Genomic DNA, 21,018 nt, shown 5'->3' on the forward strand with positions numbered 1-21,018 from the left:
CAACCTGCTCGATCACTTTCGCGGTCGATGCGCCATGCGCAAGCATGGTGGCGGCCAGTTTCATCCTGACGAGGGCGACGAACTGTGCAGGCGGCTGACCGGCAAGCTCGCCGAACAGCCGGCAAAAACGCGAACGGGACATATGGACGAAGGCGGCCATCGTCTGCGTCGTCCAGCACTTCTCGGGAGTCTCGACGATGGCGCCGGCCAGTTGCGCGAACGCGGGGTGCCGCAACAGTCGCCAGAAACTTGGCACCGCATCCTCGTCGCGATCATGTGCGCGCAACGCGTACACAAAAAGCAGACCGGTGAGCCGGGCGAGAACCGGCGACACTGCATCGGCGCCGCCCAACGCTTCGTCCCGGATCAGGCGGAAGATCGTGCGTGCCTTTTCCATCGACGGGTGGTCGTGGCGCGCAATGATCCTTTCCGGCAACAACCCGACCACCAGCCCGTCGAGCGCCGACGCGAATTCGAAGAAACCGCAAGCAATGCCAACGCCCGCCGCGGTGCGCTCGTGAGTCTGCCCGGGTTCGAGTGGCGTCATCACGCCCATGCGCGCGGTCTCGCTGCCGGCCGCCGGCGGCTCGGCTGACGGCGACAGACAATGCGGAACATCTCGCACCAGAAACGCTGCATCACCGGCTTGCAAGCGGATGCTGTGTGCCGCCCGTTCCGGTCCGGCTGCGACATGTAGCCAGCACTCGCCATACAGCACGACATGAAAGCTGGCGAGGTGACGGCCTGCCGTCGATGCTTGCCACGTGCCGCAGTACTGCCCAACGTGAAACACCGTGCTCTTTAGTTCGAGACTGGAAAGCAGCCAGTCGGTCATTTCGTCCGTGGAATCACTCAGCATGCTCAGACACCCGAGAAACAAAATACCTTCCAGAGTGGCGTCTGCGATAAGCGTCGACAACGATTTTTTCGTCAGAACGATATGCGCGTCTGCGGATTCGCGGAACCACAACGGTGCGTACTCGGCAGTTAGCGCCGGCGCGATGGCGAGAACGCTCAGCACACACAGGGAGGCAAGCGTGCCGCGCGCCGCCGCGCTTCCTTTGAGGCTACCGAAACGACGGCCTCTTCTTGTCCCATGTTCACGTCTCCGTAGTGTTGCCTGCACGCGACCCGAGGAGAGCCAACTCGATTCTCGGCAGAGCTTGCCGCATTCGCTTACAAGCGTTTCTCCAATTCCTCTCTAAGGGTCATGGCGTCTGCGTTCACAACGTTGCTATTCGGGCTCTTAGCGTTGCTCATGCTGTCCTCCCATTTCGTCGCGAAGGTGAACAGCAGCATGGGACGCACGATTAACATGCACTAGCCCGACGGGTGTTAGAGTCATTAATCAACAAAAATTTGCTAATGGGGGCGACGATGAACGAGGTCCGCGCTATTTCGGTTTTCGTCCGCACGGCGACACTCGGCAGTTTCCGCCGCGCCGCCGTAGATCTCGGTATCTCGCCTCAGGCGGCGAGCCACGCTGTGATGCAGCTTGAAAAATCCCTTGGCGTCCAGGTTTTCCATCGGACCACACGCAAGCTGAGCCTGACCGACGAGGGACAACGACTGTTGCGCAGCGTCGAGCCGGCGCTCGCCATGCTGTCTTCGGCGATCGACGATGCTCGCCGTTCAAAAGAGGAAGTCGCGGGACCACTGTGTGTGAGCGCCCCGACCGCACTCGGACGGACGGTACTGTTGCCGTTGATCCTGGAGTTCGCGGCGCTATACCCCGATGTGCAGATCGACGTGCGTTTCGACGATCGCTTCACGGATCTCGTCAGCGATCGCGCGGACGTCGGCTTTCGCGGCGGGTCGCCGCCATCTGGGGGCGCCATTGCCCGACGACTTCTGCCAATTCAGTTGATCGTGTGCGCGTCACCGGCCTACCTCGAACGGTACGGCGTGCCGAAGACCGTCAATGACCTCGATGCGCATCGTTGCTCAGCGTATCGGCGGGCGAACACCGGCAAGCACGCGCCATGGGAATTCATGATCGGCGGAGAGATCGTGTACAAGGAGATGGCTGCGTCGGTGTGCTCGAACGATGTCGACGCGGAAGCCGAAGCGGTACTAGCCGGACTGGTGATCGGGCAGCTCGGAAGCTTCTCAGCGGTGTCACACATCCGCGCCGGACGACTGGTGCCTTTGCTCACTCAGCATGTGACCCAGCGCGAGTCGATCTACGTCTACTACCGCCGCCGAACCGAGCAACCGTTGCGCGTGAGAACCTTCATCGATTTTGCGGTTTCGCGGCTGGCGGACAACAGTCAATTTTTCCTGACGGCAGAAGAGCTGAGCGGTTCCGCGCGCAGAGGCGGGCGCGCCGCCCGCAGGCATAGCGCCGCGTAAGTGCCTGCGCCGCGGAGCAGTCGAGTGCGCGTCACCTGCTTAGCCGGCGATACGCACTCAGGTGCCTGACAAGTCCCTGCTTGTCGCCTCGAATCTCGCTCAAGCGTGCAATATTGAAGTGAGCGTCGGCATGCGTGGGATTGAGCTCGATGCATCGTTCATAGGCTTGCATCGCTGCGTCGTAGCGCTCCAGTTCTTCCAGAGCGACTGCGCGATTGAAGTGCAACAGAGCGTCCTGCGGAAAATGCTCGAGCGCCCGGTCAAAGACGGACAATGCCTCGTCGTACTTCATGCCGACTTCGCAAAGCAGGACGCCCAGGTTGTTATAAGCGTCGTAGTGCGGAGTCGGCGACAATTCGAGCACCTTTTTATACGCCTGCTCAGCACCGATGACGTCGGTATCGGCAAGTTCCTCTGCAAGAGCGAACCACTCCTCGGTTTGCTTTTCCCGGCCAACGATGTTGCGGGGGGCAGCGTCGAGGAACGCGACTTCGCCCTTGACAGGCGCCACTTCCAGATCGAGCAGAAGCTGACCCGAGGTCGCATCCCATTGTGATTCACCGGTCTTGACGACCACCGAGTCACCAACTGCCGTAATGCGGATGCCGGTCAGCGGAAGTTCTTCAGGCAATTCCGCTTTGAGCCGCGCAAGCGCTCGCAGAATCTTTCGCGACGCGATTTTGGCCGACTGAAGCTGGAAAGCTGTGCGCAATAACACGACGTCGCGGAACGTGAACCGGAGCTCGTTACGGCGACCGCGCGACGGTTGCACGAATCCAGCGTCTATCAGGCCGGACAGCACTCGTCGTGAGACACCCAGCAGCGACTGGAGACTGCGCAACGAGTAGTCGTGCGAGGCATTGCGCCTTTTCACTTGCGCGCCCGAACCTTGGCAGGAGCCGCTTCTTCGACCTTGGCCGGCGCCCGCTTCGCCGGTCGCCTCGGTTTGGATGCGAGCTCATCGGCTGCCGCTGCGGGCGCCTTTTTTACGGGCGCGGCTTTGGCGGGCGCGGCCTGCTTGGTCTTGTTGCGGCCAAGGCTCGCACGAAGGGCTTCCATCAGGTCAATCACTTCGGCGCCCGACTCCATGCCTGGTTCGGCGGGAGACACGATCTGCTTGCCGGCGATCTTCTGGTCAATCGCTGCCAGAATCCGCTTCTTTTCCTCATCCTCGTACGCCGTTGGGTCATACGAATCTTCGGACACCTGGTCGATTATTTGCAGCGCGAGCTGAAGCTCGGTGCCCGTCACTGCTACATGCTCGATATGCAATTCAGTCAGCGAGCGAACCTCGTCCGCGAACAACAGTTGCTGAAACACCATGCCGTCCTCGGCCGGGCGAATCTGGACGATGCGTGTCTTCCCTTTATATGACCATTTTGCGAGCGCGCACCGTTCGCTTTCGCGCATCGCCTGCTGAAGCAGACTGTACGGTTTGCCGCCGCGCTTGTCTGGCGCGATGAAATAAGCCTTGTCGTAATACAGAGGGTCGACTGATTTCTCCGGCACGAAGGAAACAATCTCAACGACATGCGTTGCGCCTTCCTCGAGCGCTTTCAGTTCGTCTGGCGTGAAAACGACGAACTGGCCTTTTTCAAACTCATAGCCTTTCTTCATGTCGGCTCGCGCCACGACCTCGCCTGTCGCCTCGGAGATGTACTGCTGTTTGACCCGTCCGCCGTCAGGCGTCAGGAGATGGAATCCCACACCTGAAGCGCTGTCGGTCGCCGAGTAAAGCTTGACCGGAATCGATACCAGACCGAAGGAAAGCGTCAGAGACGCAATTGAACGCGCAGCCATGACTGTCTCCCGATAAGCGGCGACCGCTGGTCGCACAAACTCGGTTGCATCGCACGAGGGCGAACTGTGCTTGGGGAATTCTACGGCGTTTTCGGGCGCTGGCACTCGATGTGTACAGGAAGCCGATCAGGTTCTCCGGATTCAACCAGACAACTTCTATAGATCGGCGTCAGCGCTCCTCTTTGGAATCGGTTCCAATTGCGGGCACGAGCTGACTAAAACACATGGCCCCGGCGCTGACACTGAGCAATTGACGCAAGGATAGAATTGACTTGCCCGCCAAGGATGCCGTGGTACAGAATGGCGCGCCGCCCTCGGCAAAACGACTAACGCCATTAGAGCGCAGCCAACGGTCTTTAATTGATTTTCTTTTTATCAGCCTGACTCGATTTCGCCGCACCGTGCAAGGAGCGATCAGAACAGATAATCGGGTCTTGCAAAAGGTGATGGAACAGGATCGCCTCGACGGAATCACCACTTTTGTTGCCGTCGCTGAGCAGAAAAGCTTTTCCGCCGCAGCGGCAAGATTGGGTGTCACGCCGTCCACTGGCGGCTTTGTAGAGGAACTCGATTGCCTTCCTGAAAGTTGACCAAATAGCTTCCGCTTCCGGCCTCGTTCCGGCCACAAACGTTGAGTCATTTCACCCGTCAGTTGCTGCTCAAACAATTTTCGGCGCGATTCCGATAACTAACGATAATCTCTCGATGCGGACGCGGCACCAGATAAAGAAACAATCACGGAAGCAAGGAATTGGCGCATTGCGCATCAATCTCCGCCGTTTTACATATATCGGCATCGCGACTCGATTGAATTGAACGCCATTTCGTTTATCCTGTTTCCATAGTCGTGCGATGGTCCAAACCAGCAGTGCTCTCGTCGGAGGTCACGGCCAATGAGTCCCGTCATCATCACCCTGCTCGTGCTCCTGGGCATCGGGCTGTTGCTCGCGCTCTGGCTAATGGGCATCTACAACGGGCTGGTGGTTGCCCGGAAGCGCTTCGAGAACGCCTTTGCGCAGATCGATGTGCAGCTCAAGCGGCGCTACGACCTGATTCCGAACCTGGTCGAAGCGGTCAAGGGCTATATGGGCCACGAGCGGGAGACGCTCGACGCCGTCATCAAGGCCCGCAACAGCGCGATGGCTGCCGAGCAGAAAGTCGCGGCCAATCCCAGCGACCCGGCGGCCATCAAAGGGTTTAACCAGGCCGAGGCTCTGCTGGGCGGCACCTTGGGCAGGCTCTTTGCCCTCTCCGAGGCCTACCCGGACCTCAAGGCCAACCAGAACATGCTCGCCTTGCAGGAAGAGCTGACCTCGACCGAGAACAAGGTCGGCTTCGCCCGGCAAGCGTTCAACGACGCCGCCACCGAGTACAACATCCGGCGCGAGGTCTTCCCGGCGGTTACGGTGGCCGGCATGTTCGGCTTCAAGGAGGCGACGCTATTGGAAACCGCAGAGACCGAGCGCGCAGCGCCCAAGGTGTCGTTCCGGTAGGCCGGGACCGCGATCGCTCTGTGCGTCTCATGCTCCCCAAGCCGCTCTGACCGTGACCACCAATTTCTTTCAGCAGCAGGATTCGGCCCGACACAAGACCTTTCAGCTGGTGGTCTATTTCGTCCTGGCGATCCTGATACTGATCGCCTTGGTCTACGGGCTGCTGGTGGCGCTCAGCACCTATGGCGCCCACGCGCCGGTCTCCTGGTGGCACCCGGAGATGCTCCTGCTCGCGGCGCTGGGGGTGGGCCTTGTGGTCGGTGGCGCCAGCGCATTCAAGGTAAGCCAGCTCGCTTCCGGCGGCCAGGCTGTCGCCTTGATGTTGGGCGGTGTGGAGGTACCCCGCACGACCACCGACGCGCGGCAGAAACGGCTGCTCAACGTCGTCGAGGAGATTGCCCTCGCTGCGGGAGTGCCGGTACCCCCCGTTTATATTCTGGATGAGCCCGGAATCAATGCCTTCGCGGCCGGCTACGCTCCGGGCGATGCCGTGGTCGCCGTCTCGCAGGGCTGCCTGAACTACCTGACCCGCGACGAGCTTCAGGGCGTGGTGGCTCACGAGTTCAGCCACATCCTCAACGGCGACATGCGACTCAACATCCGGCTAATCGGCCTGATCTTCGGGATCATGGTGTTGTCCATCATCGGCCGCAGCCTCATGTTCGCTTCCAGAGGACGCTCGTCGGGAAGGCAGAATTCCCAGGGCGGCATGGTGCTGCTGGGCCTGGGCGTGTTCGTGCTCGGTCTCGTGGGAGCGTTCTTCGGTCGGCTGATCATGGCGGCGGTGTCGCGGCAGCGCGAGTACCTGGCCGACGCCAGTGCCGTCCAGTTCACGCGCAACCCCGACGGAATCGGCGGGGCGCTAATGAAGATCGGCGGGCTGGCCGAGGGGTCACGCATCGGCAACCCCCAAGCCGCAGAGGCTGGTCACATGTTTTTCGCCAACGCCTTCGCTGGCGAGGGACTCGCCGGACTGCTGGCTACCCACCCGCCCCTCGTCGAGCGCATTCGCCGGCTCAATCCCCAGTTCGACGGCCGGTTCCCGGAGGTGCGGCCGGTAGGTGTCGATCGGGACGAACCTGAAGGCCCCCGGCGCAGCCATGCCCCGCCGTTCGGCGGGGCTCCCACGCTACCGGGACTTCCGCAGGTGCCGGTGCCGGTCCTGGGGCTCGCCGACGAAACAGCATCCCGGGTCGGCCGCATCGATCCGGAACTGATCAGCTATGCGCAGGGGCTTCACGATGGCATGCCAGACCTGCTCCGGGTCGCCGCCCAGGAACCGTTCAGTGCTCGCGCCCTGGTCTATGCCCTTCTCATGGACCCGGGGTCGGACCTGCGGGAACTCCAGCTGACCCGGCTAAAAGTCGGCGCTGAGCCTCAGGACTTCGCCGAAACCCTGCGGCTGATCGCCCCTGTCCAGGCTCTGCCGGACACGCATCGGCTGCCCCTTCTGGACCTGAGCCTGCCAGCACTGCGGCAGATGTCGCCGCGGCAGCATCATGCATTCCGCGCTCAGGTCGAGATGCTGATGGTCGCCGACCAGCGGCTGAGCTTGTTCGAGTACACGCTTCGCTGTGTGCTGCATCGGCATCTCGACGCCCAATTCCTCCCTCAGCGCCCGGCGCGTGCAGTGCGCGGCTCCCTGCAGAGCCTCGCACACCCGGTGGCAACGGTGTTGGCGCTATTGGCCTGGGAAGGCCAGCCGGAAACCGACCAGGCCGCCCGGGCTTTCGATACGGGCATGCGCGGCTACATCGGCGGCGAGCACGCCCACCGCTTGCCGCCTCGCGAAGAATGCTCGCTCGCCGGATTCGACGCGGCCCTGCAAACGCTCAATCAATCGGTCCCGGCCATCAAGCGCCGGATCGTCGCCGCCTGCGCGGCCTGCATCCTGGCAAATCGGCAGGTCACCGTCCGCGAAGCCGAACTGCTTCGCGCCATCTGCGATACGCTCGACTGCCCGCTACCGCCGCTCGTCGTGCCGGAAGCGGAGGAAGGGTAGCCCTGGCAAGGCACGTGCGAGGCGCTCTTGCCATGACCGCTGGACGCGTGTCGTGCCGCTCACAGTTGCATCGTCACGACACGGGCCGGCGGCAGGTTAGCCCAGATGATCCGGCTCGACAGCATCACAAAGTCGCCCATCCCACCGGCATTCACGATGTTCCGGTCCGGCCGGATATCGTAAGTAAACTGAATCACGACACCGCCAGGACGCAGGACCTGCCGCCACTGGTCAACGATCTCATCCACCTCGCGATGAGGCAACGAGCGCAACGGCAGACACGACACGATCGCGTCGACGCGCAGGTCCAGTGGCAGACACCAGGCCAGGCGGGCAGCGTCGGCGTGCATGACCGACACATTCGGGAATCGCCCGCGCAGATGCCGCACAAAGGTCGGGGAGCGCTCGACGACGATCAGCCGGTCGGTTGGCACGCCGTTTTCGAGCAACGCGTGCGTGACCGCGCCGGTACCGCCACCGAGTTCGATGACCACACCGTTGCCTGCCGGCACCTCCCGCGCAAGACGCGCGGCGAGTCGCCGTGAGCTCGGGCAGATGGCGCCGACCGACCAGGGCGCCGTCGCCCATTCCCGTGCAAACAGCCGGGACGTGTGCAGGGGGCCGGCGACCATTACTGCACCACCTTGATGTCATAGACCTTGACCTGTCCGGCCGGCCAGCGTTCGTGCTCGATCTTGACCGGGATCTCTGCGGTGCCGCCGGCGAACTGGTACTTTCGGTCGCCGATAGATTTCACGATATGGCCGCGCGGCGAGGTGCGCTGGTCTTCCCTGCCTGCGTCGCGGAGCTGTTGGACCGTGGTGGCCGTCGCTTCGGCACCCGGTCCTGTGTATGCCGCGTGGGCCGCTGCGGCGGACATGGCGATCAGGCAGGCAACAATGAGCTTCTTCATTGGTTCTCCTTGAACGGGCGACATCGTGGTCGCGACAGAAAGCAGTCTACGGACCCGAGGCTGAAGCCAGAGTGAAGGCGACGCTGCGCGGTGTCCGCCTCTTAATGCAGTGTTAACCTTCCGGCCGGTAAGCTTGCGACGCCGCGTCAGGGAACCGGCGGGACCAGGATGACGGCGGATGCGAATACTGCTGGCTGAGGACGATCCGCTGATCGGCAATGGACTCAGACCCGGCCTGCGACGCGAAGGTTTCGCCGCAACACCCAAGGGCGCGCTCGCTGCGGTGCTGGTTGCCATGTGTAGCCAGGCGCCGCGGCCGCAGACACACGGCGGCTGGCGCATTCTTCATCTTCAGCACAAAACGACGCAATGAATACCATCGAAGCATTCAACCACGCGCTCTTCCTGATGATCAACGGCACGCCGGCAACGCCAGGATGGCTGGTCAGCGCGGCGCTCGCCTGTGCAAACTATCTGGTCTGGTTAGTCCCGCTCATCCTGGTGATGATGTGGCTTTCCGGGGACCACCAGCGGCGCGAGCTGGCCCTGCGTGCCTGCTGCGTCGCGCTGCTGGCGCTCGGCGTCAACCAGTTGATCGGTCTGGTCTGGCAGCACCCCCGGCCGTTCATGATCGGGCTTGGCCACACGTTCCTCGCGCATGCGCCCGATTCGTCGTTTCCAAGCGATCACGCCACCCTCTTTGCCAGCATCGCGCTGCCGCTGCTTTTCGGGCGGATGTGCTGGCTCGGTGGCGTGACACTCGTCGTGGGTATCATCGTCGCGTGGGCACGGGTGTTTCTCGGCGTGCATTTTCCGCTTGATATGCTCGGGGCAGTGGCCGTCGCGTGCATCGCTTATGCGGCAATCGCGAGGCTGTGGCAAACGGGCGGCACGGCGATGACAGGTCTGGTGGTCACGCTCTATCGTATGCTGCTTGCATGGCCGATAAGTCGTGGCTGGCTGAGGCCATGATTGCCCGTCCCCGAAAACGACCTTAGGGAAGACGCGAAGCCGCCAGGGACATGCAATTCACGTCTCCTTGATATGCGGACGCCTAAAAAGTCGGCGGACCGTCCCCTTTTATTCAACAGCCGAGTCCGCGAAGACCGCCATCAAGCTTCAACTGTGCAGTCGCGATAGGCAGCGAATTTCGAAGTCTTTCCGATGCCTGGATTCAAACAATTGCACGGGTCGAGCTTCTTGTAGAACTCTGCGAGTTGCGGCTTGGCCTCGTACAGATGCCCCACGTTGTGCTCGGCGGGATACTCGGCACCGCGAATGTCGAGCAACTCGAGCATCCCGTGTTCGAGTGCGACACAGTCGTTGCCTTTAGCGACAATGTAGTCCTGGTGGAAGACGTGACACAGGAAGTGCCCGTAATACAGCTTCAGCACGATCGCACGTTCGATTTTATTCGGCAGCCGCTCGAACCAGTCCCGCTCGTTGCGTCGTAGCGCGATATCGAGCGCGACGATATCCTCGACCTCGCGATGATGAACCGCACGGTATCGAACGGCCGCGCTCGCCGCCGCGAAGCGATGCAGAAATGCCTTGCGGCCTTCTTCTTCGGTACATTCGAAATACCCGCCGCCGGATTGCGCGAAGCGTTCCGACAGGAAGGCGCGCGCTTCCTCGATGCCCGCCGCCGGCACCTTCAGCATCAGATGATGCTCGTACTGCTCGCGATAAGCGTTGAGGCGCGCAGGCAGATGATCCGGCAGACGTTTGCTGATCCATTGCAGCACACGATCGGTCAGATGCTTCGGCATGAAGCCGAGGCGCTCGAACAACGCATCGCAGCGTGTTTTCAGATTGAAGAACATCGGCAACCGGTCCGTGCCGAACCTGTCGATGATGACGAACAGATCCTTCCCGTATTTTCGCGCAACATCGAACGCGTCACGATGCAGATATTCGCCGGCAATCGGCAGGTGCGCGAAGTTCGCGAGCGCATGGCGTCGGATCTCGGTCAGCACGCTCGTGTCGTTCGTGCCGATGTAGAACACCTTCGCGCCCTGCTCCGCCGCAAATGTGTCGAGACGCACCGCGAATACCATCAGCTTGCCGGCGCAACCGGAAGCTTCGAACAGGCGTCGCGGATCGGCGTTGAAGCGCGCAGGCGTGGGCGCATCGACATTGCGGACATGGGTGGCATATTCATGGTCCGAAGCCGCCGCGTCGTTGCGAATGTCCGCGTCGGTGAACGTGCCGTTCTCGACCCGCGACAGAATCTCTTCGGGCGTGTTGCCGAGTTCGATACCCAGATGGTTGACGAGCCGCAGCGTGCCCGACGCATCGACGGCGGCAAACACCGCCATTTCTGTATAGGCCGGTCCGCGATGCACCAGCGAGCCGCCCGAATTGTTGCTGATGCCGCCGAGCACCGACGCGCCGATGCACGACGAGCCGATCACCGAATGCGGCTCGCGTCCGAGCGGTTTCAGTGTGCGTTCAAGTTGATCGAGCGTCGTGCCGCCGATGCAGACGACCTGACGCCCGCCGGCGATCAGATGCACGCGGCGGATGCGCGTCGTGCTGACGATGACAACGTCGCGGTCGTAGTCGTCGCCGTCAGGCGTCGAACCGCCGGTCAGTCCGGTATTCGACGCCTGCGTGATGACGATCGCCCGCGCCGCGACGCATGCGGCTAGCACCTGCCATTGTTCGACCAGCGTGCCGGGGCGCGCCACCGCCAGCACGCGGCCGTTCCCAAAGCGGTAGCCGGTGCGGTAGCGGCGCGTTTGCGCATCACTGGTGAGCACGTTGCGCGCGCCGACGATATCGCCGAGCGACGCGAGCAATGTTCTACGCGTATCCCCGGGGGAAATCGCGGAATAGGCTGTATCGGACATAACGGCCTTCGATCACATATCAACGCAAGAGTGGCATCAGACCCGGCTCGGCTGCGCCGCCGATGTCGATACGGACGGCGTGCGCTGAGTCAGCGCCAGCACCGCGCCGACGAACAGCGCCGCCGCGACGACCAGCAGACCGGCGTTGGTGCTGTGCGTCACGTCCTTCATCCATCCGATGATCGACGGGCTGACGAATCCGGCGAGATTGCCGACCGAATTGATCATCGCGATTCCCGCGGCGGCGGCCGTGCCGGTCAACACGCTGCTCGGATACGTCCAGAAGACCGGCATCATCGACAACACACCGGCGGTGCCGAGCGACAGCGTGAACAATACGAGCGCGAGATTGCCCGCATGGAGCGTACTTGCGTAAAAGCCCGCTGCGGCGGCAACGGCCGCCATCGCGAGATGCCAGCGGCGTTCGTTGCGACGGTCGGAGCTGCGCGCGACCAGAATCATCGACACGATGGCGACCGCATAGGGCACCGCAGTCAGCATGCCGACATCCAGCGCTTCCTTGACGCCCGCCGCCTTGATCAGCGTGGGCAAATAAAAGCTCACGCCGTAGAGGCCCATCATGCAACAGAAGTAGATTGCCGCGAGCCGCCAGACGCGGCCATTGGACACGACGCTGCTCAGCGACGCCTCAGCGCCTGCATCTGCGTCGCGTGCAATGTTGTCCTCGAGAAGCTGCTTTTGCCGTTCGTCGAGCCAGGACGCGGCGCGGATGCCGTTTGGCAGCACGAACAGCGTGACAATGCCGAGCACCAGGGACGGAAGCGCTTCGATCAGGAATAGCCATTGCCAGTTCGACAAACCCTGCACGCCGTTGAACGCCTGCATGATCCAACCCGACAGCGGGCCGCCGAGCACCCCAGCCACCGGAATGCCGATCATGAAAAGCGCGTTCATGCGGCCACGACGCACCGACGGATACCAGTACGTCAGATAAAGCACGATACCCGGAAAGAACCCTGCCTCGGCGACGCCGAGGAGAAAGCGCATCGTATAGAACATGGCGGGCGTCTTCACGAACAGCGACGCCGCCGACACCAACGCCCATGTCACCATGATCCGGCTGATCCACAAGCGTGCGCCCACGCGATGCAGCAGAATGTTGCTCGGCACTTCGAACACGAAATAGCCGATGAAGAAAATCCCCGCGCCAAGCCCGTACACCGACTCACTGAACTTCAGGTCGCTGAGCATTTGCAGCTTGGCGAATCCCACGTTGACGCGATCCAGATAGGCCGCGACATAGCAGATGAAGAGAAATGGCAGCAGACGCCAGGTCACTTTCGCGTAAGTCGCGTTTTCGAACCCGGTCGTTGCAGTTGAAGCGAGGGTGCGGGATCTATCCGTAGCGGGCCGGGCGGACACGCCTGGCGGGTTGTGCGAGGTCATCGCGAGTCTCCTGATTCCTGTGCGGCTTGCCGCCGCAGCTGAGTTTGCTAGCGCGCATTGTTTCGCGCCAGTACGAGACTGTCGAGACGTTTCAGCAGTGGTCCTACCAGTTATTTTTTGGTGCCAGGACGTGGTTTCGCGCGCGAATCAACGCCGACGCGGGTGCCCCGGCGGACGGCACACTCATGCTCGCTCGCGGCTCGCGTCACGCCCAGCCCTCGAGCCGCAGCGTGGCCCGCACCAGACGCTGCTCCTCCGCTTCGACTTCTCTCAGACAGGTGATCGTGGTGGCGATATGCGTAGCGGCAGCCTTGCGAGCCGGCTCCGGCTGTTTGCCGATGACGGCCTTGTAGAGCCGGGCATGCTGCCTGTCGATCACACGCTTTTCCGCCTCGCGATGGTAGAGGTTGTTGACGGAGGCGAAGACGGAGCTCAGCAACAGATCGGTGAGCGAACTCAGCGTGTGCACGAGCACCGGGTTGTGCGAGGCCTCGCAGATCGCGAGATGAAACGCATAGTCGAGCCGCGCACGTGTCGATTCGTCCACATCGCTCCGGTTCGCGGCGAGCATTTCCTCGTAGCGGCGGGTGATCAGCGCGAAATCCGCCTGCGTTCCCCGAAGCGCGGCAAGCCGCGCCGATTCAGCCTCGAGCATCTCGCGTACTTCGAAAATGTCGTAGAGGGTTCTCGGCTGCGAGCCGAGAAGATGCATCATCGGCGTGAGGGCGGGTTGCGAGGTGAGCGCTGCGACGAACGACCCGCGGCCGTGCGCAGTGTCGATGATTCGGCGCGCCCGCAACACCTTCAACCCTTCTCGCAACGCGGAGCGCGACACACCCAGTTTGACCATCAGACGCCGCTCGGACGGTAAGGCTTGACCTGGTTTCAGGACGCCGTCGACGATCAGGCTTTCTATCCGTTCGGCGACCACATCCGCGATTTGTGACGGGTATTCTGATTTGACATCCTGCATGGCGTATCTCACTGGTCCGACCACTTCGAAGAGACTTTAGCTGATGGCAATCCTAGCACTGTTGCCACAAGACTCTGCGCCAATAGCATCGCTGGATAACCTCCTGGTATTTTGAGAGTATCGGCCTATGCGGACTGCAAGGGCTTACCAACATTCTTCTGAGTTACCGTGGAGTCTGATCTTCTCGGCGGATTCAACCGATGGACGCAACACACTGAAAGCTGCTCAGGCAGTGGGAGTGTTCCAGATGAACAGCGACGCCGGATGGAGGATTTTGTGGAAGAACTCGATTGGCTTCCGAAAATTCAACCAAATAACTTCCGCTTTGGGCGGAGCCTGATGTAGAAACGGGGCCTCGGCCACGGTCTTTTTACTCAAATAACTTCCAGGACCAACAACTTTCAACCATAAATCTTCCATCGCGGCAAAAGCTCGTCAACCATCCTTGCGACTGGCCCCGTAAGCGTCTGTGACCGCTACCAGGCAAAAACGTCCACGCCGAGCTTCTCAGGATTGTAAGCAGCTGGAATGGGTACCTCAGTTGAGGATGCTCGGGGTTCCGGGTGAACGACAGCTTTCGCTGTCATCGAGCGACCATGCACGACCCATTCCCCCGGTCGGGCCGTCGCAGATTAAAGGGCAGGTATCAGAGCGGGAACGGACATTCTGTGCCGTCACTCAAGGGCACCGGCCAAAGCCGACAGTTAGGCAACGGCGTCGATGAGGCCGGTATGAACACCAGGTGTATCCCGATTGAAAGATCCAATGGTTTCTCCGCCAGTGAACGCGAGCAGCCAGTCATCAAGGGCCTCATAGGCTTCCGACGAGTTCGGGCACGACGGTGAACAGGTCACCGACGAGGCTGTAATCCGCGACGCTGAAAATCGGCGCTTCTTTATCCTTGTTGATCGCGACGATCACCTTCGAGTCCTTCATGCCCGCAAGGTGCTGGATCGCACCCGAAATGCCGACCGCGATATACAGTTGCGGCGCGACGATCTTGCCCGTCTGACCGACCTGATAGTCGTTCGGCACGTAGCCCGCATCGACGGCTGCACGCGATGCCCCCATCGCTGCGCCGAGCTTGTCTGCCAAAGGCTCCAGCACCCTCGTGTAGTTCTCGCCGCTGCCGAGACCGCGGCCGCCCGACACGATGATGTTTGCCGACGTCAGTTCCGGACGATCGAGCTTCGTCACTTCGCGGCTCACGAACTGCGAGATGCCTGCGTCGGCTGCGGCTTCGATCTTCTCGACCGAGGCTCTGCCGCCTTCCGCTGCGACGGCATCGAAGCCAGTCGTGCGTACCGTGATGACCTTGATCGGATCTTGAGATTGCACAGTCGCAATTGCGTTGCCCGCGTAGATCGGGCGCTCGAACGTATCGGGTGAATCGACTGCCGTGATGTCGCTGATCTGAGCGACGTCGAGCTTCGCGGCGATACGCGGCACGACGTTCTTGCCGTAGGCGGTGGCCGGCGCGAGGATGTGCGAATAGTTCTTCGCAGCATCTTGCACAAGCGTCAGCACCGTCGCTTCGATGTTTTCCGCGAGGCCCGCTTCGAGTTGCGGCGCATCGGCCAGCAATACTTTGCTAACGCCCACGATGTTCGCTGCCGCGTCGGCTACGGGCTGCGCATTGTGACCCGCGACCAGCACGTGAACTTCACCGCCGATCTTCTTCGCCGCTGCAATGGTAGTCAGTGTCGCTGCCTTGATCGACGCATTATCGTGTTCTGCTATTACGAGGCTAACCAGATTCGTCATTTGCTTTGTCTCCGTGTCGACTGGAGTTAGCGCTTTAGCGCTTACTCCAGTCCCATGCAACATAGTTGCCGTTCTATCTAAAGCACCTTCGCTTCGGTCTTCAGCTTCTCGACCAGCGTCTTTACGTCCGGCACTGTCACCCCGGCGGAACGCGTGGGCGGCTCGGCGACTTTCAGTGTTTTAAGACGCGGCGTGACATCGACGCCGAGGTCTTCGGGCCTGATCGTTTGCAGCGGCTTTTTCTTCGCCTTCATGATGTTCGGCAATGTCACGTAGCGCGGCTCGTTCAGGCGTAGATCAGTTGTGACCACGGCGGGAAGCGTCAGCGACAGCGTTTCAGCTCCGCCGTCCAGTTCGCGCGACACGGTCGCCTTCCCGTCAGCCACAACGACCTTCGAAGCGAACGTCGCTTGCGGAAGGTCAGCCAAAGCGGCGAGCATCTGCCCGGTCTGGTTCGAGTCGTCGTCGATGGCCTGCTTGCCCAGCAATACCAACGAAGGCTGTTCCTTGTCGACCAGCGCCTTGAGCAGTTTGGCAACGGCGAGAGGCTGCAGGTCTTCGGATGACTCGATCAACACAGCACGATCCGCGCCTATCGCCAACGCCGTACGCAGCGTCTCCTGCGCCTGAGCAACACCGCAAGAAACCGCCACCACCTCGCTAACCACGCCGGCTTCCTTTAACCGCACCGCTTCCTCAACCGCGATTTCGTCGAACGGATTCATCGACATCTTCACGTTTGCAATGTCGACACCCGTGCCGTCCGACTTGATCCGGACCTTCACGTTGTAGTCGACCACTCGCTTTACACCTACCAGCACTTTCATACCGTCTCCTTCGAATATGCCGAAGCCGTGCGCGCAGTCATCGGCGAACGGATCATGTCAGCTGCGCGCTCGGCCAGCATGAGCACCGTCGCATTGGTGTTGGTCGAGGTTATCGACGGCATCACCGAGCCGTCGACGATGCGCAGGCCGGTCGTTCCGCGCACCCGCATTTCGGAATCGACGACGCTCATTTCGTCCTCTCCCATCCGGCACGTGCCAACCGCGTGATACACAGTCGAGCCATTGTCACGCACGTATTGCAGTAACGCCTCATCAGTGTCCGCCTGACGGCCTGGTACGGTTTCGTCGACGATATAGCGGGCGACCTCGGGCTGCGCGAAGATCCGGCGGCCGATCTTGAGTCCTTCCACCATCGTGTTGCGGTCCAGTTCGCTGCTCAAGTATGACGGTGCGATCGTCGGCGCTGCCGTGATCTCGCTGCTGGTGATGTGCACGTGCCCACGGCTTTCCGGGCGCATCTGCCAGACCCCGCAGGAGACGCCGGGCTCCGACTCCAGCACTCCGATCCGTCCCTCGACGAAGCTGCCTGGTGCGATCACGAACTGCACGTCGGGCCGCGTTGCGAGCCGCGTCTGCGCAAAGCCGCCGACGATCGCCGCGCTATAGGTCAGTACGCCGGTCCCCGACACGACGTAGCGCATCATCTCGCGCGCGAGCGCGAGTCCGTGCGAGCGCTCGTTCGCGGTACCTGCACCCCGTACCCGATAGCCGAGCCGGACTACATAGTGATCCTGCAAATTGTTGCCGACGCCCGGTAACGCGATGCGTGTTCGAATGCCCGCGTTGTCGAGCACGTCCTTATCGCCGATGCCACTCATTTCGAGCAGCCTGGGCGTGCCGATCACGCCGGCGCTAAGAATGACCTCGCGGGTCGCGCGAAACTGCATCGAAACGCCTGCGGTCGTCGTCGCATTGATGCCGCTCACGTGCTTGCCGTTCATTTCGAGCCCAGACACCTGGACGCCGGTCACCACCGTGAGATTCGGCCGCGCCATTGCGGGCCGCAGATAACCGCGCGCTGCGCTGGAGCGGCGACGTCCGTCGCGCGTTTGCTGGTAGTACCAGATCGACGGACCGCGCGTATCGCTGTTTGGATCATCTACAAACTCGAGACCGGCTTTTTGGGCCGCTTGCACGACCGCACCACAGATCTCCGGCGGATCCTCCACCCGGCTGACCTGGATCGGACCATCCTTGCCGCGTTGAGGACTGTTGCCCTCGGTCCACGTTTCGGAGCGGCGGTAGAACGGCAGACAGTTGCCGAAGGTCCAGCCCTTGGCGCCCGACTGCTCCCAGCTATCGATATCCTCCGCAAACGGGCGCACATAAAGCAGGCCGTTGATCGCGCTGGACCCGCCGAGTCCGCGTCCACGCGGAAACAGGATTGCACGGCCGCTGGTCTCGGCGTCGGCCCGCGTGCGATAGCGCCATGTCACGGTTGGATGATCGAGCAATCGCACGAAGCCGGCCGGTACGTGGATGAACGGGTGACGATCGCGCTCGCCGGCTTCGACAAGAATCACTTTGACGTTCGGGTCTTCGGTTAGACGGTTTGCGAGCACGCAACCCGCCGTCCCCGCGCCGACGATCACGTAGTCCGTTGTGTACGATTTCATGACTTCTCTCCGACAGCGGCCGGTTCACGACCTTCGAGTGCTGCGATCTCCTCCTCGGCGAAACCGAACTCGGCAAGTACTTCAGCCGTATGTTGTCCGAGCGTAGGCGGCGCACGGCGGTAAGCCACCGGGCTGCCGTGAAAATTCACCGGACTCGCGATGTTCGTTACCCTGCCCGCAAGCGGATGTTCGATCTCGACGACCGAGTGGTTATGCGCGATCTGCGGGTCCTGCGTCAACGCGGTGTGATAGTCCTGCACGATCGCGCATGGCACGTCCGCGGCACTCAGATGCGCCACCCAGTATTCGGCGGTGTGCAGCAGAAACTGCTGTTCGAGGATCACGTCGAGCGCATGCCGATTCGCAGTCCGCGCGGTGTTGCCGACAAAGCGTTCATCGCTCAGCAAATCTTCGCGGCCCAACGCCCGGCAAAGGTTCTGCCAGAATTTTTCGGTGAAGCAGGCCGCGAAGAAATAGCGGCCATTGGACCCCTGATAGTTGCGATACGGCACCATCGTCGGATGGCCGCTGCCGAGGCGCTCCGGCGCTTTGCCGCTTCTCAGCGTCTCGCCGTCGCGCGGGATGGTGCTGAAAAGCGCAGCCGACAGCAGCGACGTATCGATGCGCTGACCCTCGCCATGCCGTTCGCGATGCAACAGCGCCGCAGAGATGCCGAACGCGAGCAGCGCAGCCGCGCCAAAGTCCGGCAACGGCGCCCCGAGCCGAACCGGATTGCCGCCGGCTTCGCCCGTCATGTCCATGAGACCCGCCACGGCCTGCACGATCGGATCGTTCGCGGGCCAAGCGGCGTAAGGACCGCTTTGTCCGAACGCCGACACGCTTGCATAGACGATCATCGGATTGCGCGCTTTCACGGCCTCGTAGCCGATGCCGAGCCGATCCACCGTGCCCGGCCGGAAGTTTTCGACGACGACATCCGCCTGCTTCGCCATGCGTAGAAATGCATCGCGTCCTTTCGGCGACTTCAGGTCGAGGCGGATGCTGCGCTTGTTACGGTTCTGCGACAGGAACTGCACGCTTTCGCCTTCGACGAATTGATTACCGAGATTGCGCGAGAGGTCACCGGCCTTCGGTTCCTCAACCTTGATCACGTCCGCGCCGAGGTCGGCAAGCAGCACTGTACCGACCGGACCCGCGGTCATGACGGTGAGATCGAGAATGCGGTAGCCCGACAACGGGCCGACTTGCTTCTTATCCATGATTTGCCACCTGGGAATGCGATGCGTCCGTGAGTTCGGCACGGGGGTAGTCGAGCACGTCGAAGGCGAGGTGGAACGGGTCGGCCTCACCGCGCGTGATGGTCAATGCATGACCGAAACGGGCGTCGTCGCGCTCGGGATAGTCGGTGCGATAGTGGCTGCTGCGCGACTCGCGCCGCTCGATGCACGCCTGCACGATCACGTCGGCAGTCGTCGCCATGTTGTCGATCGTCAACGCATCGATCACCTGCGGCGGCCTGGCCCCGCCCCCTGCGGCAAACTCCGCGCGCGCCTCGCGAGCGGCCGCTAACGCGATGTTCAGACCGCTTTCCGTCTTCTCGACGAGGCAATGCGCCTGCATCGCTGCACGCAGATCGGAGGCGATACGTCGAGCGTCGAACGACGCATTCGGCTTCAGCGCCGTTTCGAGACGCCGTGCAAGCGGCGCCACATCGGACGTGCCGGGCGCCGCGCTGCCGCGTGCGAATGCGGCCGCACCCACGCCTGCGCGATGACCGAAAACCTGACCTTCTGCAAGCGAGTTGCCGCCCGGACGATCCGGACCGCGCACGCCGCCCGCGAGTTCGCCGATAACGAAGAGCCCCTCGATGGTCGACATCGCGTCGGTGTTGGTCATCCGGACACCGCCATTCAGGCATTGAAAAGCAATCCCGACGTCGAGCAGATCACGCTTCGGATCGAGTCCCTTGGCGCGCATCCAGCGCAGGGTGTTCGGAATGGTGGCCGCCAACCGTTCCTCGGCGATGTCGGCGAAAGAGAAATGCACCGCGCCGCGTTCCGTGCCCCTGCCCTGCGCGATTTCCGTTGCGATCGCGATATCGATATAGCGCGACTCGTTCGAGATCGTGAACGGGAACACTTTCTCGTCCATCGCAGCCTCGGGCGTCACGCCCGTCGGCAGATAGTCCGGGAGGAATTCGTGACCGTCGCGATTGAGCATCTTTGGACGCAGGATGAAGCACGACTTGCTGAAGAGTTGCACGTAAGGGTGCACCATCGCCGGCCCGAACTGATGGAACTCCATGTTCACGAGTTCCGCGCCGTGGCGGAAGCAAATCGCCTGGCCGTCGCCAGTCATCTCCGCTGTCGACACCTGCTGCGAGAACAGACCGTGCGCGCCGCCCGTGCCAAGCACGACGGCCCCCGCCGAGACCACCAGCAGCCGCCGCGAATCGAGGTCCATCGCAACCACGCCGCTCACGCGCCCTGTCGAATCGCGCACAAGGTCGATCAACGCCGCCGGCTGACGGGTCTCGACACCGAGCTTTCTGCCTTGCTCGGCAAGCGCGCCCACGAAGGCCTTGCCGGTTTTGCCCTTCACGCCTAGCGCGCGCGCATAGCTGCCGAAGTCGCTGCGGATGAGCTTATAGCCATCAGCGACGCGGTCGAACGGCACGCCGAGTTCGATCAGGTCTGCGATGCGCTTCGGTGCGTCCTCCGCCAGAACGCGCACCAGGTCGCGGTCGATGAAGGCGGCTGCCGGACGCATCGTGTCTTCGTAGTGCACGGTTGCGCTATCGTCGGGACTGCCGTAGCCGGATGCCCCCATGCTCATGATTTCGCTAGCGCCGTGCACCGTGCTGCCACCCTGTCCGACCGGCGCCTTGGCCAGCATGAGGACCTTCGCACCCGCCTGTGCCGCCGACACGGCAGCACGCGACGCCGCGCCGCCACCGCCGACCACCACTACGTCGGCTTGCGCGTAGTCGACGCTAAAGCCGAATTTCTCCAATGTCCGAACTGCCGTCACGTCTGTC

The 21,018-nt window shown here is 62.1% G+C and carries 19 protein-coding genes; 6 read left to right on the forward strand and 13 right to left on the reverse strand.

Features of this window, described 5'->3' with window-relative positions; translation table 11 throughout:
• On the reverse strand, positions 1-859 hold an 859-nt coding region (locus VSR82_RS36445), incomplete at its 3' end, for an AraC family transcriptional regulator (protein ID WP_498858595.1).
• A gap of 518 nt (positions 860-1,377) precedes the next feature.
• Here VSR82_RS36445 and VSR82_RS36450 point away from each other — a divergent pair.
• Positions 1,378-2,352 (forward strand): LysR family transcriptional regulator, encoded by a 975-nt coding sequence (locus tag VSR82_RS36450; protein WP_368582043.1) that lies wholly within the window; start codon positions 1,378-1,380, stop codon positions 2,350-2,352.
• Between the two features lie 31 nt (positions 2,353-2,383).
• On the opposite strand, the gene VSR82_RS36455 is transcribed toward VSR82_RS36450, so the two are convergent.
• Complete coding sequence (locus VSR82_RS36455; RefSeq protein ID WP_368582044.1) at positions 2,384-3,226, reverse strand: tetratricopeptide repeat protein; 843 nt, start codon at positions 3,224-3,226, stop codon at positions 2,384-2,386.
• Entirely contained in the window at positions 3,223-4,152 is a 930-nt protein-coding gene (gene ku, locus VSR82_RS36460) for a non-homologous end joining protein Ku (RefSeq protein ID WP_368582045.1), read from the reverse strand. The genes VSR82_RS36455 and ku overlap by 4 nt, the downstream gene beginning before the upstream one ends.
• Positions 4,153-4,424: 272 nt before the next feature.
• Here ku and VSR82_RS36465 point away from each other — a divergent pair, with 272 nt between their 5' ends.
• The 3 genes from VSR82_RS36465 to VSR82_RS36475 all read left to right on the forward strand — a co-directional run bounded on the left by VSR82_RS36465 (position 4,425) and on the right by VSR82_RS36475 (position 7,647).
• Positions 4,425-4,742, forward strand: coding sequence for a LysR family transcriptional regulator (locus VSR82_RS36465; protein ID WP_498858596.1), 318 nt, complete (start codon positions 4,425-4,427; stop codon positions 4,740-4,742).
• Positions 4,743-5,045: 303 nt separating this feature from the next.
• Positions 5,046-5,645, forward strand: a complete 600-nt coding sequence (locus VSR82_RS36470) for a LemA family protein (RefSeq protein ID WP_368582047.1) — start codon at positions 5,046-5,048, stop codon at positions 5,643-5,645.
• Positions 5,646-5,697: 52 nt separating this feature from the next.
• Complete coding sequence (locus VSR82_RS36475; RefSeq protein WP_429456792.1) at positions 5,698-7,647, forward strand: M48 family metallopeptidase; 1,950 nt, start codon at positions 5,698-5,700, stop codon at positions 7,645-7,647.
• Between the two features lie 59 nt (positions 7,648-7,706).
• Here VSR82_RS36475 and VSR82_RS36480 read toward each other — a convergent pair whose 3' ends face one another.
• Positions 7,707-8,279 (reverse strand): class I SAM-dependent methyltransferase, encoded by a 573-nt coding sequence (locus tag VSR82_RS36480; protein WP_368582049.1) that lies wholly within the window; start codon positions 8,277-8,279, stop codon positions 7,707-7,709.
• On the reverse strand, positions 8,279-8,560 hold the full coding sequence (locus tag VSR82_RS36485) for a NirD/YgiW/YdeI family stress tolerance protein (RefSeq protein WP_368582050.1): 282 nt from the start codon (positions 8,558-8,560) through the stop codon (positions 8,279-8,281). Before VSR82_RS36485 ends, VSR82_RS36480 begins: the two co-directional genes overlap by 1 nt.
• A gap of 178 nt (positions 8,561-8,738) precedes the next feature.
• Here VSR82_RS36485 and VSR82_RS36490 point away from each other — a divergent pair, with 178 nt between their 5' ends.
• Positions 8,739-8,933, forward strand: coding sequence for a response regulator (locus VSR82_RS36490; protein ID WP_368582052.1), 195 nt, complete (start codon positions 8,739-8,741; stop codon positions 8,931-8,933).
• On the forward strand, positions 8,930-9,532 hold the full coding sequence (locus tag VSR82_RS36495) for a phosphatase PAP2 family protein (RefSeq protein WP_368582053.1): 603 nt from the start codon (positions 8,930-8,932) through the stop codon (positions 9,530-9,532). The genes VSR82_RS36490 and VSR82_RS36495 overlap by 4 nt, the downstream gene beginning before the upstream one ends.
• A 140-nt stretch (positions 9,533-9,672) precedes the next feature.
• On the opposite strand, the gene dld is transcribed toward VSR82_RS36495, so the two are convergent.
• The 8 genes from dld to VSR82_RS36535 all read right to left on the reverse strand — a co-directional run bounded on the left by dld (position 9,673) and on the right by VSR82_RS36535 (position 21,011).
• Positions 9,673-11,412 (reverse strand): D-lactate dehydrogenase, encoded by a 1,740-nt coding sequence (gene dld, locus VSR82_RS36500; RefSeq protein WP_498858597.1) that lies wholly within the window; start codon positions 11,410-11,412, stop codon positions 9,673-9,675.
• A 36-nt stretch (positions 11,413-11,448) separates the two neighbouring features.
• Positions 11,449-12,819: an MFS transporter gene (locus VSR82_RS36505; RefSeq protein ID WP_368582055.1), complete on the reverse strand. Its 1,371-nt coding sequence runs from the start codon at positions 12,817-12,819 to the stop codon at positions 11,449-11,451.
• A 205-nt stretch (positions 12,820-13,024) separates the two neighbouring features.
• A complete protein-coding gene (gene glcC, locus VSR82_RS36510) occupies positions 13,025-13,792 on the reverse strand; it encodes a transcriptional regulator GlcC (protein ID WP_498858598.1) in 768 nt (255 codons plus the stop codon).
• A gap of 810 nt (positions 13,793-14,602) precedes the next feature.
• Positions 14,603-15,547: an electron transfer flavoprotein subunit alpha/FixB family protein gene (locus VSR82_RS36515; protein WP_410850498.1), complete on the reverse strand. Its 945-nt coding sequence runs from the start codon at positions 15,545-15,547 to the stop codon at positions 14,603-14,605.
• 86 nt (positions 15,548-15,633) lie between these two features.
• Positions 15,634-16,383: an electron transfer flavoprotein subunit beta/FixA family protein gene (locus tag VSR82_RS36520; RefSeq protein ID WP_429456785.1), complete on the reverse strand. Its 750-nt coding sequence runs from the start codon at positions 16,381-16,383 to the stop codon at positions 15,634-15,636.
• Positions 16,380-18,020, reverse strand: coding sequence for a GMC family oxidoreductase (locus VSR82_RS36525; RefSeq protein ID WP_410850420.1), 1,641 nt, complete (start codon positions 18,018-18,020; stop codon positions 16,380-16,382). The genes VSR82_RS36520 and VSR82_RS36525 overlap by 4 nt, the downstream gene beginning before the upstream one ends.
• Positions 18,017-19,240, reverse strand: coding sequence for a CaiB/BaiF CoA transferase family protein (locus tag VSR82_RS36530; protein WP_429456783.1), 1,224 nt, complete (start codon positions 19,238-19,240; stop codon positions 18,017-18,019). The genes VSR82_RS36525 and VSR82_RS36530 overlap by 4 nt, the downstream gene beginning before the upstream one ends.
• The gene (locus VSR82_RS36535; protein WP_429456781.1) at positions 19,233-21,011 is read right to left on the reverse strand and encodes an FAD-binding protein; all 1,779 of its coding nucleotides are present in this window, start codon (positions 21,009-21,011) and stop codon (positions 19,233-19,235) included. The genes VSR82_RS36530 and VSR82_RS36535 overlap by 8 nt, the downstream gene beginning before the upstream one ends.
• Positions 21,012-21,018 lie beyond the last annotated feature (7 nt).

It is taken from the genome of Burkholderia sp. JPY481, from assembly GCF_038900515.1.
In the GTDB taxonomy this organism is placed as follows: domain Bacteria; phylum Pseudomonadota; class Gammaproteobacteria; order Burkholderiales; family Burkholderiaceae; genus Paraburkholderia; species Paraburkholderia youngii.

Bases quoted from the DNA above. Each gene is read 5' to 3' on its own strand.
- VSR82_RS36450 (WP_368582043.1), top strand. From the start codon at position 1,378: ATGAACGAGGTCCGCGCTATTTCGGTTTTCGTCCGCACGGCGACACTC.
- ku (WP_368582045.1), bottom strand. From the start codon at position 4,152: ATGGCTGCGCGTTCAATTGCGTCTCTGACGCTTTCCTTCGGTCTGGTA.
- VSR82_RS36470 (WP_368582047.1), top strand. From the start codon at position 5,046: ATGAGTCCCGTCATCATCACCCTGCTCGTGCTCCTGGGCATCGGGCTG.
- VSR82_RS36480 (WP_368582049.1), bottom strand. From the start codon at position 8,279: ATGGTCGCCGGCCCCCTGCACACGTCCCGGCTGTTTGCACGGGAATGG.
- VSR82_RS36485 (WP_368582050.1), bottom strand. From the start codon at position 8,560: ATGAAGAAGCTCATTGTTGCCTGCCTGATCGCCATGTCCGCCGCAGCG.
- VSR82_RS36490 (WP_368582052.1), top strand. From the start codon at position 8,739: ATGCGAATACTGCTGGCTGAGGACGATCCGCTGATCGGCAATGGACTC.
- VSR82_RS36495 (WP_368582053.1), top strand. From the start codon at position 8,930: ATGAATACCATCGAAGCATTCAACCACGCGCTCTTCCTGATGATCAAC.
- dld (WP_498858597.1), bottom strand. From the start codon at position 11,412: ATGTCCGATACAGCCTATTCCGCGATTTCCCCCGGGGATACGCGTAGA.
- VSR82_RS36505 (WP_368582055.1), bottom strand. From the start codon at position 12,819: ATGACCTCGCACAACCCGCCAGGCGTGTCCGCCCGGCCCGCTACGGAT.
- glcC (WP_498858598.1), bottom strand. From the start codon at position 13,792: ATGCAGGATGTCAAATCAGAATACCCGTCACAAATCGCGGATGTGGTC.
- VSR82_RS36520 (WP_429456785.1), bottom strand. From the start codon at position 16,383: ATGAAAGTGCTGGTAGGTGTAAAGCGAGTGGTCGACTACAACGTGAAG.
- VSR82_RS36525 (WP_410850420.1), bottom strand. From the start codon at position 18,020: ATGAAATCGTACACAACGGACTACGTGATCGTCGGCGCGGGGACGGCG.
- VSR82_RS36530 (WP_429456783.1), bottom strand. From the start codon at position 19,240: ATGGATAAGAAGCAAGTCGGCCCGTTGTCGGGCTACCGCATTCTCGAT.